General features: G+C 71.1%; 14 protein-coding genes and 3 pseudogenes. 14 read left to right on the top strand and 3 right to left on the bottom strand.

Annotated features, from left to right (window positions below; all coding sequences use genetic code 11):
- Positions 1-363: 363 nt before the first annotated feature.
- Both FHE66_RS00595 and FHE66_RS00590 read left to right on the top strand, forming a co-directional pair.
- Positions 364-594, top strand: a complete 231-nt coding sequence (locus FHE66_RS00595; protein WP_139071059.1) for a hypothetical protein — start codon at positions 364-366, stop codon at positions 592-594.
- Entirely contained in the window at positions 591-1,628 is a 1,038-nt protein-coding gene (locus tag FHE66_RS00590) for a serine hydrolase (RefSeq protein ID WP_139071058.1), read from the top strand. The genes FHE66_RS00595 and FHE66_RS00590 overlap by 4 nt, the downstream gene beginning before the upstream one ends.
- 269 nt (positions 1,629-1,897) lie before the next feature.
- Here FHE66_RS00590 and FHE66_RS00585 read toward each other — a convergent pair.
- From FHE66_RS00585 to FHE66_RS00575, 3 genes and pseudogenes are all read right to left on the bottom strand, one after another.
- Positions 1,898-2,029, bottom strand: a pseudogene (locus tag FHE66_RS00585) (ATP-binding protein); the annotation flags it as partial.
- 23 nt (positions 2,030-2,052) lie between these two features.
- On the bottom strand, positions 2,053-2,466 hold the full coding sequence (locus FHE66_RS00580; protein ID WP_139071057.1) for an ACT domain-containing protein: 414 nt from the start codon (positions 2,464-2,466) through the stop codon (positions 2,053-2,055).
- Positions 2,467-2,957: 491 nt separating this feature from the next.
- The gene (locus FHE66_RS00575) at positions 2,958-3,791 is read right to left on the bottom strand and encodes a methyltransferase domain-containing protein (RefSeq protein WP_139071056.1); all 834 of its coding nucleotides are present in this window, start codon (positions 3,789-3,791) and stop codon (positions 2,958-2,960) included.
- Between the two features lie 328 nt (positions 3,792-4,119).
- Between FHE66_RS00575 and FHE66_RS00570 the strand changes: the two genes are divergently transcribed.
- The 12 genes and pseudogenes from FHE66_RS00570 to FHE66_RS00515 all read left to right on the top strand — a co-directional run.
- A complete protein-coding gene (locus tag FHE66_RS00570; RefSeq protein ID WP_139071055.1) occupies positions 4,120-9,774 on the top strand; it encodes a Spy0128 family protein in 5,655 nt (1,884 codons plus the stop codon).
- Between the two features lie 46 nt (positions 9,775-9,820).
- Positions 9,821-10,381, top strand: a complete 561-nt coding sequence (locus FHE66_RS00565) for an AAA family ATPase (protein WP_139071054.1) — start codon at positions 9,821-9,823, stop codon at positions 10,379-10,381.
- A 222-nt stretch (positions 10,382-10,603) separates the two neighbouring features.
- A complete protein-coding gene (locus FHE66_RS00560) occupies positions 10,604-11,446 on the top strand; it encodes a hypothetical protein (RefSeq protein ID WP_176554590.1) in 843 nt (280 codons plus the stop codon).
- Complete coding sequence (locus tag FHE66_RS00555; protein ID WP_139071053.1) at positions 11,443-13,251, top strand: YhgE/Pip domain-containing protein; 1,809 nt, start codon at positions 11,443-11,445, stop codon at positions 13,249-13,251. The genes FHE66_RS00560 and FHE66_RS00555 overlap by 4 nt, the downstream gene beginning before the upstream one ends.
- Positions 13,252-13,304: 53 nt before the next feature.
- A complete protein-coding gene (locus FHE66_RS00550) occupies positions 13,305-13,811 on the top strand; it encodes a CrcB family protein (protein ID WP_139071052.1) in 507 nt (168 codons plus the stop codon).
- Complete coding sequence (locus FHE66_RS00545) at positions 13,808-14,185, top strand: CrcB family protein (protein WP_139071051.1); 378 nt, start codon at positions 13,808-13,810, stop codon at positions 14,183-14,185. The genes FHE66_RS00550 and FHE66_RS00545 overlap by 4 nt, the downstream gene beginning before the upstream one ends.
- Before the next feature lie 27 nt (positions 14,186-14,212).
- Positions 14,213-17,581, top strand: a complete 3,369-nt coding sequence (locus tag FHE66_RS00540; RefSeq protein WP_139071050.1) for an FUSC family protein — start codon at positions 14,213-14,215, stop codon at positions 17,579-17,581.
- A gap of 227 nt (positions 17,582-17,808) precedes the next feature.
- Positions 17,809-18,114, top strand: a complete 306-nt coding sequence (locus FHE66_RS00535; RefSeq protein WP_139071049.1) for an urease subunit gamma — start codon at positions 17,809-17,811, stop codon at positions 18,112-18,114.
- Positions 18,115-18,118: 4 nt separating this feature from the next.
- Entirely contained in the window at positions 18,119-18,991 is an 873-nt protein-coding gene (locus FHE66_RS00530) for a cobalamin biosynthesis protein CbiX (protein ID WP_139071048.1), read from the top strand.
- 17 nt (positions 18,992-19,008) lie between these two features.
- Positions 19,009-19,320, top strand: a pseudogene (locus tag FHE66_RS15955) (urease subunit beta); the annotation flags it as partial.
- A gap of 133 nt (positions 19,321-19,453) precedes the next feature.
- Positions 19,454-21,178: an urease subunit alpha gene (gene ureC / locus FHE66_RS00520; RefSeq protein ID WP_139071046.1), complete on the top strand. Its 1,725-nt coding sequence runs from the start codon at positions 19,454-19,456 to the stop codon at positions 21,176-21,178.
- Positions 21,179-21,180: 2 nt separating this feature from the next.
- Positions 21,181-21,412: pseudogene (locus FHE66_RS00515) on the top strand (hypothetical protein); the annotation flags it as partial.

Here is a 21,412-nt window from a genome sequence, read left to right as displayed (position 1 = left end):
GAGATCCGACGGGGGCCACAATCGGTCGCCGTGCGCGGACGGCGATGTTGGCGACTCGTACACGATTGCCAGGGTCGCGACCCGTCCGATGATCGGTCAGTCGCGCGCCGACGGTCGGCACCTTGGGCGGCATGGTCGGGCGGATGCCCGCTGAGCGGAATGGTCGGGCAGAGCCCGTATGGCGGCCGTGGAGTGCGTTCAGGCAACGAGTCGGTCAGCGAACCCGTCGGTGTCGTGGGGCGAGCGAATCGGGCGATGGGCTCCCAACTGGTCGGATGGTTCCTGACCGCGGTAGAAGGATGTGCCGCTGCGGGCAGTCAACGTAAGTTGACGACCATAGAGAAGTCAACTAGGGTTGACCGCATGGCCGATGTTGATCTTGCATGGATCACCGAGCACACCGATCCCCTCCAAGCGTTGCGCGAAGCGACCGCGCTGCGCCGCCGACTGGAAGGACACGAAGAGGTCCTGGTCCACCGTGCCCGCGTGTCAGGGACCACGTGGGCGCAGATTGCCGAGGCGCTCGGCGTCTCGAAGCAAGCCGTCCACAAGAAGTACGGGGGCCGGCACCTGTTCGGCCGCACGGAGGCATGACGATGATCAACTCGCTCCTTGACGATCTGTCAGGACGAACAGCGCAACGACTCGGCGCTGGACAGCGTGGTGTCGTGGTGGTGGGTGCGCTGCACGGCAGGCAGTCCGCAGTGCACGGCGCAGATCCCGGCACGCAGTTCGAGATCGGTTCCATCACCAAGACGTTCACCGCGCTCGCCTTGGCCCAGCTCGCCGTGCGCGGCGTCGTGGGGCTGGACCAACCCCTGAGCGACCTCCTACCTCGTGACATCACGGCCCCCCAGCGCGGCGGCGAGGTCATCAGGCTGAGGCACCTGGCCTCCCACACTTCTGGGTTACCAAGGCTTCCCAAGGGGACTCTGCCACGGGGCCTGTTGCGAGCAGACCCCTACGCCGGATGCACCGGCGAGCTCCTGATGGACGGGTTGCGGCGCACCCGTTTGCGATCGGTGCCCGGCACCCGCTTCTGCTACTCCAACCTCGGCGCCGGCTTGCTCGGATTCGTCCTGGCACGCCACACCGAGACCGACTACGACTCGCTCGTCCAGGCCGAGATCTGCCGGCATCTGGGCATGACAGACACCCGCGTGGTCCTCGATCTCGAAGGCGCAGCCCGGTTGGCCCCCGGTCACTCCCGCACGGGACGACCACGCCCACCGTGGCACCTGGCCGCCCTCGCCGGTGCCGGCGGCCTTCACTCGACGGTTCCCGACCTGCTCAGGCTCGCGCGGGCCCACCTCGGCCCCGCCCCCGAAGAACTCGCCGAAGCGATCGCTCTCAACCGCACGACCGCGCACCGCATCAACGCACGAGCTGCGATCCATCCCGGCTGGATCGCAGCCAATCTGCCCCGCACCCAGCATCGAGTCATGTTCCACAGTGGCGGCACGGGTGGATATCGCAGCCTGCTGGCTATAGCCCCCGAACACGGCGCCGCAGTCGTGATCCTCAACGCCAACAACCGACCCGTGGATCGTCCCGGCCTCAAGCTGCTCGGGCAGATCATCGACTCCGGACCCGGATTCGGGTCCGATCCCGTCCCGGCCGCCGCCTGACCGACCTGACGTGGGTAGAGAGCTCGGCGAAGTAGCGACCGGTCGCAGTCGGCGGAGTCAGCCAACGGATCCCGCGCATTCACGTGCTCCCGCCCTGCGGCTCACGACTCCGGATGCAACGGATGATCGCCTCAACTAACCGACGCCGATCGTGGGCGGCCGGGGTCAAGCGCAACCATTTGCACGAGCAAGATCGCCCACAAGTGTCAACGACGGCTGAAAGTGGACCCCTTTGCGACGGGTGAAAGTGGACCCCTCTCGTGGTGTGGTCAGTCGGTTGTGGCCGCTGGCGGGCGGCCGAGGTCGCGGTTCTTGAGTCGGTAGGAGTCGCCTTTGAGGGCGATGACGTCGGCGTGGTGGACGAGGCGGTCGATCATCGCGGCGGCGACGGTGTCATCGCCGAAGACGGGTCTGCTGGTTCGATCTACGGGACGGCGCTTCTGACAGTCCTGTCAACCGCGAGGCGGCGGAGAGCGTCCAGTGCGTCGTCGAGACGGTCGATAGGAACCAGTAAGTGGTCGTGGTTGTAGCCGGCAACCACGTTGCAGCTGATGTCGGCCTCTGCGAGGGCACCGCTTACTGCTGCGGTCAGCCCGACTGCCTCAAGTGCCGAGTAGACCTGCAAGGTGATCCATCCGGCGACGTAGTCGTAGGTGAGCCCCAGTCGATCAGCGTCATCCTGGGCGATCACCACGCTGAGGCCCTCGGGCTCGACAACGCTTGCCAGGACATCGGCGTCGACCGTGCCGCTCTGCACGGTGACGAAGACGAACCGTCCTGGACGGCATCGCGGTGACATCCCCGCCAGCAACTTCGCCAGGTTCGTCTCACCGCTCATGGTCCGGCAGTCTGCCAGAGCCTTCGAGGCGCTTGCCTCCCGTGAGCCATCGGACGGACGAGATATGGGTGCCGATTGCCGATCCTCTGCCGGATGCCGGAGTTGCCGCATCGCGCGCGGGGTTTGCGTCTGTCTGTCGGATGACGTCGACAACTGCGCGAGACTGGAACGATGGGCGTACGACCGATCGACCCGCGCGACGAGACCTGGGAGATCGAGCGCCCGCGCTTTCAGGGTCTACTTTTGGTCCGGCACGGCTTCCGAAGAGTACGAACCCAGCGGAACCGATGTGCATGGAGCTATCCAGTGGGCCGAAGGCCAGCGAGGGGACCGGACATACACCCTCTACGCCTGTGCCGACGTCGACCTGATTCGCCTCGCCGGCGTCGATCCGTCGGCTGAGCAAGCTTCCGCCCGACTGAGTCCGCGGCATCCCAGGTGACGATCGGCTTGCGAGGGCAGGTCGTGCGGGTCGCTCCCCATGGAGCGGCTCACCGGCACTGCGCGAGTAGTTCTCCGTGGAGAATGACGAACCAGGCATCAGGACTCTCACCCCAGGTACGCCAGCCGTCGGCAATCGCCTCGACGTCGGCGCGCGTGAGTCCGAGTTCCGCTGCCTGGGCGGAGAACGCGCCCGCTTCGACGCGCGCAGCTTGTCCGTTGCCCCACCATCGACAGCTCGCCGGGTCGGCGTAGGTCCACGTGGAAGAGGTGACCTGGACGTCGGTGATGCCTGCCTGGTGTGCCCAGGAGCGCAGCCGCCGACCGGCGTCGGGATTCGCGCCGTTGCGGTGGGCGATCTGCCGGTAGGTCGTACGCCACTGTTCCAGATGGGGTGAGTCCGGGTACCACGCCATGGCGGCGTAATCGGCGTCGCGGGCGGCGATCCATCCGCCCGGTCGGCAGACACGACCCATCTCACGGAGCGCGGCCACCGGGTCCGCGAGGTGCTGCAGCACCTGGTGAGCGTGGACGATGTCGAAGCTTGCATCCGGGTAGCCAAGCGCCACTGCGTCCGCAAGCTCGAACCGTGTCCGGGAGTCCCCGCGCCTGGCGGCGTTCTCGCGTGCTGCCGCCAGCGGCGCCTCGGTGTTCTCTACACCGACCACCTGGCCGGGAGCCACGAGCTCGGCGAGGTCCAGCGTGATGGTCCCGGGACCGCACCCGACGTCGAGGATGCTCTGGCCGCCACGCAGATGCGGCAGCAGATATGCCGCCGAGTTCACGGCGGTGCGCGCGGCATGCGAGGCGAGAACAGGCAGCTCGTGCCCATGGCTGTAGCGGACCGTGGATCGGGTCGACTGATCGGCAACTTCGTCGTTCACAAACTGCAGGCTATTGGGTCGCGGCTCTGCCAGCTTTGGCGTGCCGCTCCGCGGACTACTTCCAGCCGCTGGCTGGTGTCACCACTGCTGGGGAGGGCCGGCAGCACGCGGCTCGACGTCGGCCAAGGCGCGCACCGCGTGGGATGCCGGGAGGCGCTGGGACGTGTCAGCCGAAGCCCCGCACGAGTGTCCCGGAGCGGGCACGAATGTGATCCGTGTCATAGGCTGCCCCGAACATGCACCGGCGACATCGGGGGAGTCCGGGATGCACGGTTCGAGGAAGAGCACAACTGTCCTTGGCGGATGGCGTCGGCGTGCTGCCGGCGCGGTGGTCGCGGCGACACTCGTCGTCGGCGGGGCGGTGACCGGCGTCCTGTCGCTGGCCGAACCCGCCGCCGCCGCCGATGCCGTCGACCGCGTCGTCGACCCGCCCACGTGGCACGACTTCCCGGGATCGGACCCCACGCAGGGGTACTACAACATCTCGCGGAGCCCGGGCCGCATCTGGACGGACAAGACGGTGTTCGACACGACGGTCGAGGACCCGGGACGAGAGGTCCCGCCGCTCGAGGTCGGGACGAACGAGACGGCCGTGGCACTCTCGGCCATCGGCAGCACGCGCCACGTCTCGCGCGAGGAGCCCATCCCGATCGACGCGTCGCTCGTCGTCGACCTCTCGGGCTCGATGCGGTCCTGCATCGACAACCCGAGCACCAACTGCATCACGAACAGCGGCGCCGGTTCCCGGGCCGAGGCCCTCGTCGAGGCCACCAACAGCGCACTTCGCATCATCCTCGGTGCCGACCCCGACAACCGCGTCGCCCTCACCAGCTTCGGCAACAGCACGGGAACGCTCATCGGCCTCGGTCGGCCCGAGCCGATCGGCCAGGACGCCGCCGGCGACGACATCTACATGCGGCTGTGCAACGCAGGCGGGAACCTCTACGTCACGTTCGCCGCGAACGGGTGCCCGGCGTCGAACCGTACCGAGGTCGTCGGTGGCACGAACATCGAGCGCGGCATCTACCGCGGGATGAACATCCTCGCGACGCAGACCGGCGTGGCCGGTGAGCGCATCCCGAGCGTCCTGCTCATGTCGGACGGCGAGCCCACCTACTCCGTCGCGGCCAACGCGCAGGGCGGCACCAGCTCCCCGCAGTGGTGGAACATCCCGAGCAACGGCGCGGGCCGGGACAACGTCGGACCCGGGAACGCGGGCTACTCCGGCAACGGCTTCATGGCCGCGCTCACCGCCCAGTACTTCAAGAACATCGTCAACGAGAACTACGCCACGTCCGCAGACCTCGGCACCGACGCCCGCGTCTACACGGTCGCCTTCGGTCTGGACTCGTTGTCCGCCGAGAGCCAGGCCCTCGCGCGCGTCACCCTCGACCCGGCAGACGAGCTCGGGTCCACGACCAACACCTACGCCGCAGACTTCCGCACCTGGTTCGCGCAGTACCGGGCCGGCGGCGGGGCCGGCACGATCCCGTGCGTCCTCGTCAACCGCACCGGCAGCACCGACGTGTGCCTGACGAACGTCGGGCACCCGACGAGCGCCACGGGCGGCGTCCCCGCCGCGGACCCGACGACGCTCGCCTACAACGACGCCTTCTACTCCCCGGTGACCGCCGAGGACCTGGAGGAGGCGTTCACCCAGATCGCCACCTCGATCACCGAGGCGCCGCCCAACTTCCCGATCGACATCGAGAACAACAGCCCGGCGACCTCGGGCTACCTCACGATGACCGACGAGCTCGGGCCGTTCATGGAGGTCAAGATCCTCGACCGGATCGCGTTCTGCTCCTCGATCCGGGAGTCCCCGACGTCCGAGCCCGACCCCAACGACTGCGACGCCCAGACGTTCGTCGCCACCGGCTCCACGACCGAGGGGGACGTCACCACCTACACCTTCGAGGGGACCTACGAGGCCAACGACGTCGCCGGCCCCGCGAACGTCGGTGACGTCATCGTCCAGGTGGTGCGCAACCCCGCCCTCGCGGTCGGCGACACGGTCATCTGGCGGGTGCCCGCCTCGCTCCTGCCGTTGCGCGACACCAACGTCGTCGAGGACGCCGACGGCACCCCGACCTCGGTGTCGATCATCCCGTCGCACCCCGTGCACCTGCTGTTCACCGTCGGTCCCAAGGACGGTGTCACCGACGCGCTCGGCGACACCGCGTCCCTCGGCGCCTCCGACGGAGCAGCGCTCGCCCAGTACGTCGCCGAGAACACCGACGACGCCGGGAACGTGCGGTTCTACACCGACGCCTTCGAGACCGGCACGGACGGGATCACCGCCCAGACCAACGCCCAGTTCCGGCCGGCGGACCGCAACGCGTTCTACCGGTTCGCCGCGGACACGACGCTCTACACCGCCCAGTCGACCGACGCGCCGCTGTCGTTCGCCGACTTCGAGAGCGACCCGGCCGACACGACGTACTACTACCCGCAGGTCGAGTACTCCAACGTCGACGGCCCGGCCAAGAGCACCTTCTGGGTCGCGACCACGAAGCAGCAGCTGCTCGACAGTGAGGACGAGGCCCACCAGGTGTCCGGCGTCGCGGGGACGGCGTTCGCCCCCGCCGGGATGTTCGCCCTGACCGAGCGCACGAACAACCTCGACGAGGTCAAGTGCACCCCGGCGGGCAGCGCCTGGGACACCAGCGTCCCCGTCTGCAACGACGCCAACCCCGGGGTCGACGGCAACTACACCGAGACCGCCGACTACGTCCGCCTCAGCCCGCCGCTGGCCCCCGAGAGCCAGACGCTGCAGCAGGACCTCGGGAACAACGGGTACGTGGCGTTCGCGACCCCCGGCACACTGAGGATCGACAAGACCGTCGTCGCCGACCCCGCGCTCGAGCCCGACCAGGACGCGACGTTCGAGTTCACCGTCGACCTCACGGCCGACGGCGCGGCGCTCGAGGGCGACTTCCCGTACACGCTCTACCAGGACGGGGTGAGTGACCCCGTCGAGACCGGCCGGATCGCCTCCGGGGGCACGGTCTCCCTCACCGTCGACCAGTACGTGACGATCGGCAACCTCCCTGCCGGCGCCACCTACACCGTCACGGAGACGCCGCCCGCGTCCGGGTTCACCCAGACCTCACCCACAGGGCCGGCCACCGGCACCATCGAGACCGCTGCCGAGGCGACCGCGACGTTCGAGAACACCTACACCGCCACCGCGGTGACGCTCGCGACGCCGTCGGCGACCAAGGTCCTGGAGCCGTGGCCGGCGGGCCTGACCTTCGACGCGACGCTCTGCGGGTCGGGTGTCCCGCTGCCGGAGGGAGCCGGCGCCGACGGCTGCGTGACCGTCGAGCTCAGCGCCGCCGATCCCACCGCCGCGTTCGGGGACATCGTCTTCGAGTCACCCGGCCAGTACCAGTACGCCATCACCGAGACCCGCAGCACCGCGGCCGGGGTGACCTCCTCCGCTGCCCAGTACCAGTGGACGGTCCAGGTCTCCGACAACGGGACCGGCGAGCTCACGGCGACCGTCGCGCTCGTCCGGGTCGCCGACGACGCCGGGGTCGCGGTGAGCGAGCCGGTGGCGGGCGGGTCACCGGCCACGTTCACCAACTCCTTCTCCGCCACCGAGACCAGCATCTCGCTCCCGGCCGCCAAGATGGTCCGCGACCTCTCCCTGCCCGGCAGCGAGGCGGAACAGATGCGCTTCCCCGCGCTGTCGCACACGGCGGAGTTCACCGCTCTCGGGGTCACACCGGACGACGTCCCGGTCCCGGCCCCGACCGGGTGCACCTCGCCGTGCCAGGTCTCCAACACCCCGGGGTCGCCCGACCTCTCCTCCCCGCAGATCACCTTCGGGGAGACCGACGTCAACCACACCTTCTACTACTCCGTCCGTGAGGTCCCCGACCCGACGCGACCCTTCGTCGACTACGACACCTCCGCCTACGTCTACCGGGTGTCGGTCACGGCGGTCGACACGGACGAGGGCGCCGTCGTGGACGCGACCCTCGCCACCTGCGAGACGACCGCCGCCGCGCTCGAGCAGAGCACCTACGGCGACTGCGACCCGACGACGGGCACCTACACCGAGGGACAGGCGGCGGACTTCGTCAACGTCTACGAGCCCGCCGCCGGGACGACCGACCTCACCGCCACCAAGAGCTTCCAGGGCCGCCCGTGGCTCGACGGGGACTCCTTCGAGTTCCAGCTCGTGCCCGCTCCCGGGGCCACCAGCGACGCCGTGGCGGCCGGGACGGTGACCCTCCCCGGCGGCAACCCGTGGGCGGTGACGGTGAGCGACCCGGCACAGCCCACCGCGACCTTCGCGGGCCTGTCCTTCAGCCAGCAGGGCAGCTACCAGTTCCTCGTCACCGAGACCGTGCCGGCGGACACCCGCGGCATCACCTACGACACCCACACCCTCGTCTACGACGTCAGCGTCACGAACGTCACCGTCGACGGCGAGCTCGAGGTGCAGGCCACCCCGCGCGGCGGGCAGGGCCAGCAGACCTTCACCAACACCTACGCCGGCGCGGTGACCGTGGCCGGGGTCGAGATCGACAAGACGCTGACCGGGCGCGACCAGAGGGCCGGTGAGTTCGTCTTCGACATCGTCCCGGCCGACCAGGCGGCGGCGGACAAGGCGGGCATCCCGCTGACGGGTGCCGAGCTGGCGACCCAGTCCGACGCTCGACCCGGTGAGACGATCGGCCAGCAGCTCCTCGGAACGGTCCAGTACACCCAGGCCGACCTCGGCAGCACCTACACCTACACCGTCACGGAGCGGCAGGGCACGACCACGGGCGGGGTCGAGTACGACGACGCGACCTGGACGGTGACGCGTGCCGCCCAGTACGACCCCGAGACGGCCGGCCTCTACGTGCTCACCACCGTCACCGGCCCGGACGGCGCGACCCAGTACGACTCGCGCACGTCCGAGGTCCCGGTCGTCTCCTTCGCCAACGCCTACTCGGCGCAGCCGACCACGGCGACCGTCGGCGGGAGCAAGACGATCACCGGCCGCGGGTGGCTGGAGGGGGAGACCTTCCGGTTCCAGCTCACGCCGCAGGACGACGCCCCCGCGCCCGCGGACGACACGGTGACCGTCGCGGGTGACGCCGCCGCGGGGCAGGCCGTCCCGTTCGAGTTCGAGCCGATCACCTACGACACGGCCGGCGAGTTCCGGTACGTCATCGCCGAGCTCGCGCCGGACGACGGCGAGGGCCTGAGCTACGACCGTCACCCGTCCCTCGCCACGGTCACCGTCACCGACGACGGCGAGGGCAGCCTCGTCGCCGCGGTCACCTACGACACGGACGAGGACTTCGTCAACATGTACTCCTCGCAGTACACCGCCGCCGTCGAGCTCGCCAAGACGCTCCTCGGCCGCGACCTCGAGGCCGGCGAGTTCACCTTCGACGTCGTCCCGCAGGACTCGGGCGCCGCAGCGGTCGCCGACCTGCCCGAGGAAGGCTCGTCCCTGGTCAACGCCGAGGGCGCGGCCGACGGCGAGCCCTCGGTCACCGACGTGCTGCCCGCCGTCTTCCTCACCCAGGCCGACGCCGGGCAGACCTACTGCTACGCGATGACCGAGCGCGCCGGCAGCCTGCCGGACGTGCGCTACGACCCGACCGCCTACGACGTCTGCCTCGCGGTCGCCGACAACGGCCGGGGCGTCATCACGGTGACGACGACCGTGACCGGGAGCGACGGCACCGAGGTGGTGACCGAGAACTCGTCCGACGCCGACCCGGCGGGGCCGTGGCCGCTGGTGCCGTTCACCAACATCTACGAGGAGCCCACGCCCCCGCCCGGCCCCGAGCCGACCCCGCCGCCGGACGCCCCGGACGTGCCCGTGCCGCCGGACGACACGACCCCGGGCTGGCACCTGCCGTCCACGGGTGCCGCCGTCCTCGGCCTCCTCGCCCTGGCCCTGCTCCTGGCGATGCTGGGCGCTCTCCTGGTGCGCGACCGGCGCCGGCGCGACGGCAGCACCGGGTCGTGACACCGGGCCGTGGTCGGGCCTCCGGTGGCCGGGGCGGGACGCGGGCGTGCAGGCCGACGTCGTCCTCCTGAGCGGGCCGCCGGGGGCGGGGAAGACCACGACCGCGCGGCGGCTCGCGGCCACCTACGCCAAGGCCGTGCACCTGCACACCGACGACTTCTGGCACGTCATCGTCTCTGGCGGCATCGCCCCGTACCTGCCCGGGTCGGACCCGCAGAACCGCACGGTGATGGCCGCGGTCGGGCGAGCCGCCCGGACCTACGCCGAGGGGGGCTTCACCACGGTGGTCGACGGGATCATCGGCCCGTGGATGCTCCCGCACGTCCTTGACCCGGTGTCCTCCGCTCCGCGGGTCCACTACGTCATCCTGCGGCCGAGCCGCGCGGAGGCGCTGCGCCGGGCCCAGGCACGGTCGGCGCCCGACGCGCTCGTCGAGACCGGGCCGGTCACCGCGATGTGGGACCAGCTGGCCGACCTCGGCCCGCTCGAACGGCACGTCCTCGACACCACGTCGCAGCGACCCGAGGAGGCCCTCGCCGTCGTCAGGGCGGCCGTCGACGGTCGGCGCTTCGTCCTCTCCGCACACCCCGGTGACGCCCGTGGGTAGGCGCCGGTGCGGGCGACCTGCTCCGGGCAGCACGCCTGTTGCGGGCGACAACTGGCGGATTGATACTGTCCGGCACGGGCCGTTCGGGGGAGGGGGCCACGTGAGCACCTACGGTCGGTGGCACAGATGCACGGCGACGGTCGTGCCTCTCCCGCGCCTCCGGGCGGTCTCCCGCACGCACGGCAGCAGCCGCCCGCCCGACTCGTCGGTGCTGTGATCCCGGTGCGCGTCCAGCTGGAGCAGGTGACCAAGGGGCAACGCCAGGACGCGCTGCCGGTCACCGACCTGTCGTTCGAGACCGGGCACGCCACCCTCGAGATCGCCGAGACCGAGCAGCGACCCACCGTCCTGGGCCTGCTGGCCTCGGGGCGGATGCGTCAGGAGTCGGGCTCGGTCCTCATCGACGGGAAGCGGGACAGACGGTCCCTGCGCCGCCGCGTCGCGCTCGTGGACGCCCCCGACGTCTCGGCCCCGGAGCCGAACGTCTCGGTGACGGGCGTCGTCGCCGAGGAGCTCATGTTCGCCCGGTGGCGCTCCGGTCCGGCCAGCGCCCGCCGGTGGCTGCGGGAGCAGGGCCTGGGGGACACGGTGCGGCTGCCGATGAGCAACCTCGAGCCGGCCGCACGCGTGCGCATCCTGTGCGAGCTCGCGCTCCTGCGCAACGGCGTCGAGGGCATCGTCCTCGTCTCACCCGACCGGCACGGCGGCGACCCCCACGCCTGGTGGGACATCGCCATCGAGATCGCCGAGCGCGACATCGCGGTGCTCGTCCTCGCCGGGATCGCCTCGCGCACCGTCCTGTTCACCCCCCGGCCGCCTGCGGCACGGTTGCCCGAACCGGACCGGTCCACGTCCCACGAGGGGCGCCACGCCGCCACAGCCCAGCTCCAGACGCCGGACGGTGAGCCGGAGCCGCAGCCGGACCGAGACGCGGAGTGGGAGACGGATCAGCACCCGGAGCCGGAGCGCGACGCGGGGCCGGAACGAGACGTACAGCCGGAGCCGGACCGCGACGCGGAGCCGGACCCGGACCGCGAGCCGGACGTCGCGGACGGTGAACGGTGAAGATCCCCCACCTCATCGCCGCGGAGCTCCGCCGGCTCGTGTCCACCCCACTGTCGGCGGTCGCGCTCCTCGCCCTGCTCGCTGTGCCGATCCTCTACGGCGGCCTGTACCTCTGGGCCAACCAGGACCCCTACAGCCAGCTCGGGCGGATCCCCGCTGCGGTCGTCGTCGAGGACGAGGGCGCGGAGATCCGGGGCTCGGAGCGCAACCTCGGCGACGAGATCGCCCAGGAGCTCCTGCGCAGCGGGACGTTCGACTGGACCGAGGGGAGCGCGGACGAGGTCAACGCCGGCCTGCGGTCGGGCCGTTACGACTTCGCCGTCGTCATCCCCTCCGGTTTCTCGGCCTCGATCGCCTCGATCAACTCCACCGATCCGCAGCAGGCCACGATCGAGCTGCAGACCAACGACGCGAACAGCTACCTGGGCACGACCATCGGCACGGAGGCGGTCCAGCGGGTCGAGACCCTCATCGTGCGCAAGGTGGTCGACGAGGTCGCCCTGGCGCTCCTCGACGGCCTGGCGGAGATCCGCTCGAAGCTCTCCGACGCCGCGGGGGGCGCGAGCCGGCTCACCGAGGGCCTGTCGTCCGCCGCGAGCGGCGGCGAGCGGCTGCAGTCCGGGGCCCAGGAGCTCGTGAACGGCATCGGCGAGCTCCAGGCCGGCGCCGAACGGCTCGCCTCCGGCAGCCGCCAGGTCGCCGGCGGCGTCGACCAGATCGACGCCGTCGCCCGGGAGGTAGGGTCCGTGGCCGCCGAGGCCGCCGCGCTCGTCCCGCAGGCCCGGACCGACCTCGCCCACAACCTCACCGCGCTCGGGCTCACCCAGGCGGAGGTGGCCCAGGTCCTCACCCTCCTCAACCCGGTGGGGGAGCGGATCGAGCAGCTCGACGACCGCGCGCAGGCTACCGTCGCCCGCATCAACGAGCTCGACGCCGGAGCCGACGAGGTCGCCTCCGGCGCCCAGACCCTGAGCGACGGGCTGGGCTCGGCGTCCTCCGGCGCGAGCGAGCTGCTCAGCGGCGTGGGTGAGCTGCGCAGCGGCATCGGTGAGCTGCAGTCCGGTGCGAACGAGCTCTCCACCGGCCTGTCCGACGGCGTCTCCCAGATCCCCGACGACGACACCGCGGTGCGCGAGGCGCAGAGCCGGATGCTCTCCGACCCCCTGCGCATCGACACGAGCGCCATCGCACCGGCGCAGAACTACGGCGCCGGGCTCGCCCCGTTCTTCGCCGCGCTCGCGGCGTGGATCGGCATCTACGCCCTGTTCCTCATCGTCCGGCCGGTGTCGCGCAGGGCCATCTCGGCGATGTACAAACCCATCCGGATCTCCGTTGCCGGCTGGCTCACGCCGGCGCTCCTCGGCGCGGTCCAGATGGCCGGGCTGTTCGGCGTCCTCGCCCTCGCGCTCGACTTCCGCTTCGCCGAACCGTGGGCCACCTTCGGGCTCCTCGTCCTCGCCTCCGCCTCCTACACGTGGATCATCCTCGCGCTGAACGTGTGGCTGGGGGCCGTCGGGCAGTTCCTCGGGCTCGTCCTCATGGTCCTCCAGCTGGTGACGGCCGGCGGCACCTTCCCCTGGCAGACGCTACCCACGCCCCTCGCCGCGCTCCACGGCGTCCTGCCCATGGGGCACGTCGTCGACGCGCTGCGCCAGGTCATGTACGGAGGGGACCCGGCGAGGGTGCGCGGCGACATCGCCGTGCTCCTCGCGTGGGCCCTGGGCGCCGCGCTCATCGCCACGGCGGGGACAGCGCGGATGCGCTTGCTGACCCTGCGCGAGCTCCAGCCGAGCATCCTCCAGTGACCACCACCGACCAGTGACCACCACCGACCCCGACCCAACGAGAGAAGGTCACCATGACCGTCATCGAACACCACAGGGACAACGCCCGCCACGTCCCCAGACCGGCGTACGCGCAACCCCGCCTCGTCCTGCTCGTCCTGCTCGGCGGGGCGATCGGCACGGCCGGACGCGAGGGCATCGCCCTCGCCCTGCCGTGGAGCGGCGACACCGTCCCGTGGGCGGTGTTCATCGTCAACGTCGCGGGCGCCTTCATCCTGGGGCTGCTCCTCACCGCGCTCGCCGCCCGCCGGCCGGAGACGCCGGCACGCCGTGACGTGCGGCTGTGCGTCGGCACCGGCGTCATGGGCGGCTTCACGACATACAGCTCGCTGGCCACCGACACGGCGACTCTCGCGGAGTCAGACCTCGGCCTCGCCGTCGTCTACGGGCTGGGCAGCGTCCTCGTCGGCGTCGCCGCGGCAGGGCTCGGCGTCCTCGCCGGTGGAGCGGTCGGACCGCCCCGGCACCCTGACGGGACCCCCAAGGACGGGTCCGCACCGGGACGGGGGACGGGACGATGAGCGGCTCCGTGTTCCTCCTGGTCATGCTCGGCGGAGGCATCGGCGCCGCCCTGCGCTTCATCATCGACGGGCTCATCATGCGCCGCGTCACCAGCGGCTACTCGTGGGGAACGTTCGTCATCAACTCGACCGGATCGTTCCTGCTCGGGCTGCTCACCGGGCTGGCGGACTCCTCGGTGCTGTCCTCCGACTGGCTCGCCGTGCTCGGCGGCGGCGTCATGGGCGGCTACACCACGTTCAGCACGGCCATGGTCGACACCGTCCACATGATCCAGCACCGCACCTACGGGCGGGCGCTGTTCAACGCCTTCGGCATGATCGTGGTCACGGTGCTCCTCGCGCTGCTCGGCCTCGTGCTCGGCCGGTCGGTCTAGCCGACACCAACCACAAGGGGGAACCACATGGAGACCGTGTGGATCGTGCTCGGGGTCCTCGTCCTGACCATCACGCTGCTCGACACCTTCCTCACGGTCTTCAACTTCGACGAGCACGGCCTCGTCCTCGACAAGGTCGTGAGGTGGGAGTGGCTCGCCCTGCGCGGCATCACCCGCCGGGTAGGGCGTCGGTGGCGTCCCGTCCTCCTGCGACAGGTCACCGGCATCCTGCTCGTCTCGACGATCGTCCTGTGGTTCACCGGGATCATCCTCGGCTTCGCGCTCATCTACCTCGGCGCGATGCAGTCCAGCACGTCGTTCCAGATCTCCGCCGGCGTCGAGGCCGACTTCGGGGGCGCGCTCTACCTCGCGGTCGGCCAGTTCTCGACCGTCGGCGTCGACAACATCTCCCCGGCGTTCTTCCTGCTCAACGTGCTCACCGTGAGCGAGGCGCTGCTGAGCATCGCCCTCGTCTCCTTCATCATCACGTTCCTCAGCAGCGTGTACGGCGTCATCGAGTCGCTGCGCACCCTGTCGGCCAACTTCTTCCAGGTCGGGCACGGCATCGGGGACGCGGTCGACACGCTCCAGCCGTTCTTCCCCGACGGCGAGGCCCGCGGGCTGGACGGACAGCTCGGCGCTGTCGTCGACTCCCTCGGCGCCTACTCCGACGGCCTCGCCCAGAACGGCACCGCCTACTACTTCCAGAGCGGGCGCGACCAGTTCTCCCTGCCCTTCTCCCTGGCCATGACCTCCGGCGTCATCGGCGCCCTCACCTGGGGCCTGCCCACCGGCAGCGACCCCACCAAGGAGCCCAACCTCGCGCGTCTCACCGAGCAGTTCGAGGAGTTCCGGCTGCGCACGGAGGCGAGGATGGGGCTCTCCGGCAACCCCGTGGTCGCGGCTGTCTCCGAGGAGGAGTTCGCGGCGGTGGCCGACGCCGTCGAGGGTCGTAGGCCGGTCGGGAGACCCGACCCCTGGGCCCAGCGGTTCCTCGCGATCGACCGCCGCATGGCCGGGCTCACCCGCTCGACGACCCCACTCGACCGCGCGGACGCCTACCGCCGCTACACCGCCTGGCTCGCCTTCGCCGTGCCCGCCCGCGCGTTCGTCGAGCAGGTCGCCCGGGACCTCGACTACCAGCCCATCTACCGGACGACCCTCACCACCCCCGACGGCGTCCGGCTCGACCCCATGGGACCGACCGCCGCCGAGGCCGCCGGGGAAGTCGTGGGCGGGGAGGTGCGTCCGCGGCCCTCCCGCCACCCCGGGCGCGTGGGCGCGTGGCTGCGCCGGCGCCGGCTGCTCGTCGACCCCGGGTTCGTCCGGCTTACCGAGGCGATCCGCGCCGTGGGGACAGTCGCCCTGGCCGTCGCCGTCACCGCCGCGATCGCGGGCACGCTGGACACCGACCCGGTCCACGCGGTGATCCTCGCCGGCCTCATCTCGGTGTTCGCCGCGCCGTCCGTCAGCGGAGGACGCCGCAGCTCGCGATGGTGGACGGGCGCCCTCACGGCGGTCCCGGCGGTCATCGGCGCGACGCTGGGGACCGTGCTGCCCCACGACGACGAGCTGATCTCCGTCCTCGAGCTCGCCGTCGTCGCCGGCATCGCCATGTGGCTGCGGCGTTTCGGCCGCCAGTTCGGAGGGTTGGGCCAGCTCGCGTTCATCAGCTACTACGTCGTCCTGCTCACCGGGATGCAGACCTCCGACCTGCCCGCCGTCCTCCTGGCGGTAGGGGTCGGCGTGGTGAGCGCGTGGATCGCTGCCCTCGTGCCCGGCCCCAGTCTCGAACGTCAGGTGGACAGCGGGTTGGACGCCGTCTACGAGCGGGTGGACCAGCTCGTCGACACGATGGTCGACGTCGTGTCGACGGGGCGGACCGACAAGCACCTCATCCGGACCCTGCGCTCCGGGCAGACCGCACTTCACCACACGGCCGCGGCGTTCAACGGCAACCTCAGCGCCGACGACGTCCCCGGCATCAGCCCCGAGCGGGCGCACGCGATGCGCGCGCGGATCTTCGACCTGCACCTCGCCGCGACGAACCTCGTCGCCCTCGTGCCGACGTCCGCGACGATCACGATCACGACCGCGCAGCGTGCCCGGCTCACCGCCGACCTCCTCGACGTCCAGGAGGACATCGCCGAGCTGCGTGCCGGCGGGGCCCCCGCGCGGTCCGCCGGGCCGCTCCCGGCCCCGGCCGAGCCGGGGTGGCCGCACGTCGCCCGGCGGATCCTCGAGGCGGTCCTCCAGCTCCGCGGCGCGCTGGACGACATGCACGAGGCCTACCGCGGTCCGCTCCACACGCCCGCGCCGCCCCCGGACACCGAGGGAGCCCACCACCCCGAGTACGCGCCGGCAGCTGCCGCACACGCCCCGGCCGGCGCCGCCGGCCGCAAGGCGTTCCAGGCCGCGGTCTCCACCGCACTGGCCCTCGCCCTCGGGTCGCTCGTCTCGGAGCGGCACCAGTACTGGGCGGCCATCCCGGCCTTCCAGGTCCTCGCCGACAGCGACGGGGAGACCCGTGTCAAGGCGTTCCAGCGCATCCTCGCCACCGTGCTCGCCTCCGGTCTCGCCTTCGGGCTCGCCATCGCCGCCGGGCACCGGCTCGAGCTGGCGATCCCCCTCCTCATCCTCTGCACGTTCGCCATGGCCTTCCTGCGCACGGTCTCCTCACCGTGGCTCTCCTTCTGGTCGACCCTCCTCCTGGCGACGATGTACGACGCCCTGGGCACGCTCGATGTCGAGACCGTGGAGGTGCGGCTGGCCGAGACCGCGATCGGTGCGGTCGTCGCCGTCGTCGTCTCGGCCTTCGTCTTCCCCACCCGCACGCGCACCCGCGTGCTGCACGGGATGTCCGACGTCGTCGGGCGGACGAAGACGCTCGCCCGGGACATCTTCCTCCGGCTCGGCGGCGCCGAGGGCCCGAGCAACGCCCGCCTGCACCGGGCCGGGCACCAGATCTCCGGCCAGATCGGGAACCTCGAGCAGGTCGCTATCCCCATCCGCCGGAACTCGGGCTCGCTGCAGTCGGAGGGCATCGAGGCCCAGCTCACCTGCCTGTGGTCGATCCTCGGCTACGAGGAGAACATCGTCCGGGTGCTGCGCGAGGGACCCGTCCCGACCCATCCGGAGTGGGCGCGGCTCGCGAGCGCGACCAGGGACAACTTCGACGCGGTGCTCGCCGTCCTGCGCGGCGCGCTGCCCCAGCGCATCCACCCGCCCGCGGAGTTCGACGTCGACGCCGCAGACCCGGGGTCGGACCGGGAGCGTGCACTGCTCATCCTCGTCGCCCGGCTCAACGACGCGCTGCTCACCCTCCTCGACGCCGTCCAGCCGGGAACGGTCGACTCGATGTCCCAGGGTGCGCCGGCCCGGGGCGCGAGCGACTGAACGTGCGCGCGGCCGGGAGGCTGCCCTGTGCGCGACACCTCTCCACGTGGCCGGAGCGGGCGCTTCCTGCGACAGGCTCGCGCGTGCAGGCACGGATCTGTGCCATCCGGCGCGATCCCGTGCCGCATCGCCGCCCCGCCGTTCGGGCCGCCGGACCGCGTGCCAGTATGGCGGAAAGGGACCCGGCCGGGGCCGGCCGGGTCAGCGCTCAAGAGCAAGGAGCTGTCGTGGACCTCGCACCGCGCGAAATGGACAAGCTGTACGTGTACCAGGTGGCCGAGCTCGCGCGCCGGAGGCGCGACCGGGGCACCAAGCTCAACGTGAGCGAGGCCCAGGCCCTCGTCACCGAGGCGATCCTCGAGGCCGCGCGCGACGGGAAGTCCGTCGCCGAGTGCATGGAGCTCGGGAAGAAGGTCGTCACCGTCGCCCAGTGCATGAACGGTGTCCGGGAGCGGGTGCAGCTGCTCCAGGTCGAGGCGACCTTCCCGGATGGGAGCAAGCTCGTCTCCTGCCACGACCCGATCGGGGCCTGACCACGTGGCTGGGGGGCCCGGGGTCGCGGTGTACCTCGTCGGGGGGCACGAGAGCTCCTACGGGAGAGAGCTGACCCGGTTCACCGGGTCGGCCGCGACCATCGCGGAGGCGGCGACGGCGCCCGGACGCGGTCTGCAGGACCTCGCCGAGGACGCGCTCGCGTCCGAGCAGACGGTGGTCGCCGTGCCGATGACGTTCGGCCGCGACCCGCAGATGGTCGCCGAGACCGCCAAGACCCTCAAGTGGCTCTCCGCCAGAGCACCGGGCCGGGTGGCCGTCAGCGCCCCGTTCGGCACGACCGACCACCTCACCACCTGGCTGCGCGCCGCGGCGAACCGCGCCGCCACCGGGGGCGGGCGGACCGCACTGCTCGCCGTCGCACCCCACTCCAACCCCTTCGACGAGGCCGAGCTGCACCGGCTCGCCTACCTCGTCGCCACCTACGGTGCGCTGCCCGAGGTGCACGCCACCATCGCCGACGACTCCGCGGAGCTCGCGGCCGCCGCCGCCCGGGCCCGTGCCCTCGGCGCCGAGCGCGTCGTCGCCGTCCCGGCAGGCTTCGCGGCCACGCTCCCGGACGCCGACGTCGAGCTCGCCGGCCCGCTCGTCGGGGAGGCCGCCGTCGCGCGCGTCGTGCGCATCAGGGTGGTCGCAGCGCTCGCCGCCCTCGTCGCGGGCGACGACGGCATCGACGTGGCACTCGCGGCCGACCACGGCCACGGGTACGCGCACTCCCACGCGGGCGACGAGCACCCGCACACCCACGCAGACGGCACGACGCACGTGCACTCGCACGGCTCGGCCCACCCCCACGCCCACGCCGACCACCGCCCGGCGACGCCGGTCGGTGACGGGGTGCACGGCTACCACCAGTAGGGATCCGGAGGACGACGATGATCAACAGGAAGCCGAAGTACCACCACGGCACCGACGAGATCGAGATCAACGAGGGACGGGAGTCGGTGACCCTGAGGGTCACCAACACGGGGGACAGGCCGGTGCAGATCGGCTCCCACTTCCACTTCTTCGAGGTGAACCCCGCGATGAGGTTCGTGCGCGAGCGCGGCTGGGGCATGCACCTGGACATCCCGGCAGGCACCGGCGTGCGCTTCGAGCCGGGGGAGACCAAGGAGGTGAACCTCGTCGCCTTCGCCGGCGCCCGCCGCATCGTCGGCTTCAACGGGCTCGTCAACGGCGGGCTCGACGCGAAGAGCACCAAGGCACGTGCCCTGCGGCTGCTCGCCGAGCGCGGCTTCGCCGACGGCGAGCCCGACTCGGGCAGTGGGAGCGGATCCAGCACGAAGCCCGGCACCGGGCAGACGAAGGGGAGCAACTGAGATGGCTGTCATTTCGCGCAAGCAGTACTCCGACCTGTTCGGCCCGACGGTCGGGGACAAGGTCCACCTCGCCGACACGAACCTCGTCATCGAGATCGAGCGTGACTACGCCTCGGAGAGCTACGGGGACGAGGTCGTCTACGGCGGTGGCAAGTCCGCCCGCGACGGCATGGGCTCCAACCCGTCGGCCACGTCGGCCACCGGCGCGCTCGACCTCGTCATCACCAACGTCATCGTCATGGACGCCCTCATCGGCATCGTCAAGGCCGACATCGGCGTCAAGGACGGGCGGATCGTGGGCATCGGGAAGTCCGGCAACCCGCAGACCCAGAAGGGCGTGGACCCGCGGCTCATCGTCGGAGCAGGGACCGAGGTCATCGCGGGCGAGCACCTCATCGCGACGCCCGGTGCCATGGACCCGCACGTCCACTTCATCTCGCCACAGCAGGCCTACGCGGCCCTGTCCAACGGCATCACGACCCTCTTCGGCGGCGGGACCGGCCCGACGGACGGCACGAACGGCACGACGTGCACCCCCGGCCCGTGGAACATCCACCGGATCATGCAGGCCTGGGACGACCTGCCCGTCAACGTCGGCATCCACGGCAAGGGCAACGCCTCCATGCCGGAGAGCCTCATCGAGCAGATCGAGGCCGGGGCCGGTGGCCTGAAGGTCCACGAGGACTGGGGCACCACGCCCGCCGCCCTCAGCCAGGCGCTGAGCATCGCCGACCAGTACGACGTCCAGGTCGCCGTCCACACCGACAGTCTCAACGAGTCCGGCTTCGTCGAGGACACCATCTCCGCCATCGACGGCCGGACGATCCACACGTACCACACCGAGGGCGCCGGCGGTGGGCACGCACCGGACATCATCAAGATGGCCGGCCAGGCCAACGTCCTGCCCTCCTCGACCAACCCCACCCTGCCGTACACGGTGAACTCGGTCGACGAGCTCCTCGACATGGTCATGGTGTGCCACCACCTGTCCTACGACATCCCCGAGGACGTCGCGTTCGCCGACTCCCGGGTGCGCGCGGAGACGATCTCGGCCGAGACCGTCCTGCACGATCTGGGTGTCATCTCGATGTTCTCCTCCGACTCCCAGGCCATGGGACGGATCGGGGAGTCGGTGGCACGGGCGTTCCAGACCGCCCACCACTGCAAGGACAAGCGCGGCAAGCTGCCCGAGGACGCGGAGGGCAACGACAACTTCCGCGTGCTGCGGTACCTCGCGAAGGTGACGATCAACCCCGCGATCACCCACGGGATCTCCGACTACGTCGGATCGCTCGAGCCGGGCAAGATCGCCGACATCGTCCTGTGGCCGATCGACCACTTCGGCGCCAAGCCGAAGATGGTCGTCAAGGGCGGACTGGTGAACTGGGGGCTCATGGGCGACCCGAACGCCTCGCTGCCCACTCCCCAGCCCGTGTACTTCCGCCCGTCCTTCGGTGCGGTCGGCCAGGCCCTCAACGCCACGCGGGCGACCTTCGTCTCCCAGGCGTCGATCGAGAAGGGCGTGCCCGAGAAGCTGGGCCTCAAGAGCATGATCCTGCCGGTGCGGGGGACGCGCTCGATCGGCAAGGAGGACATGGTCCGCAACAACACCCGGCCGGCCATCGAGGTGGACCCGGAGACCTACCAGGTGACGTTGGACGGCGAGCCGGCCCACATCGACCCCGCCCAGTCGCTGCCGCTGACCCAGCTGTTCTACCTGGCGTGAGCATGGGTACTCCGGGAGTGGCCGCGCGGACGGGCGACGCGGCACTCACCCACCTGCTGGTGAGCCTGCAGCTGAGCGACTCAGCCTTCCCGAGCGGCTTCTACACGATGTCGCACGGGCTGGAGTCCTTCAGCCAGGCGGGCCTCGTCGACGCGCGGAGCGTCGGCGAGCTCCTGGAGGACCTGCTCGTCTCCGTGGTCGGCCCGGGCGACGCGACAGCGCTCGCCCGGGCCC

It is taken from the genome of Georgenia sp. 311 (genome assembly GCF_006151955.1).
In the GTDB taxonomy this organism is placed as follows: Bacteria; Actinomycetota; Actinomycetes; order Actinomycetales; family Actinomycetaceae; genus Oceanitalea; species Oceanitalea wutianyii.
This window is presented reverse-complemented; position numbering and strand designations above follow the sequence as displayed.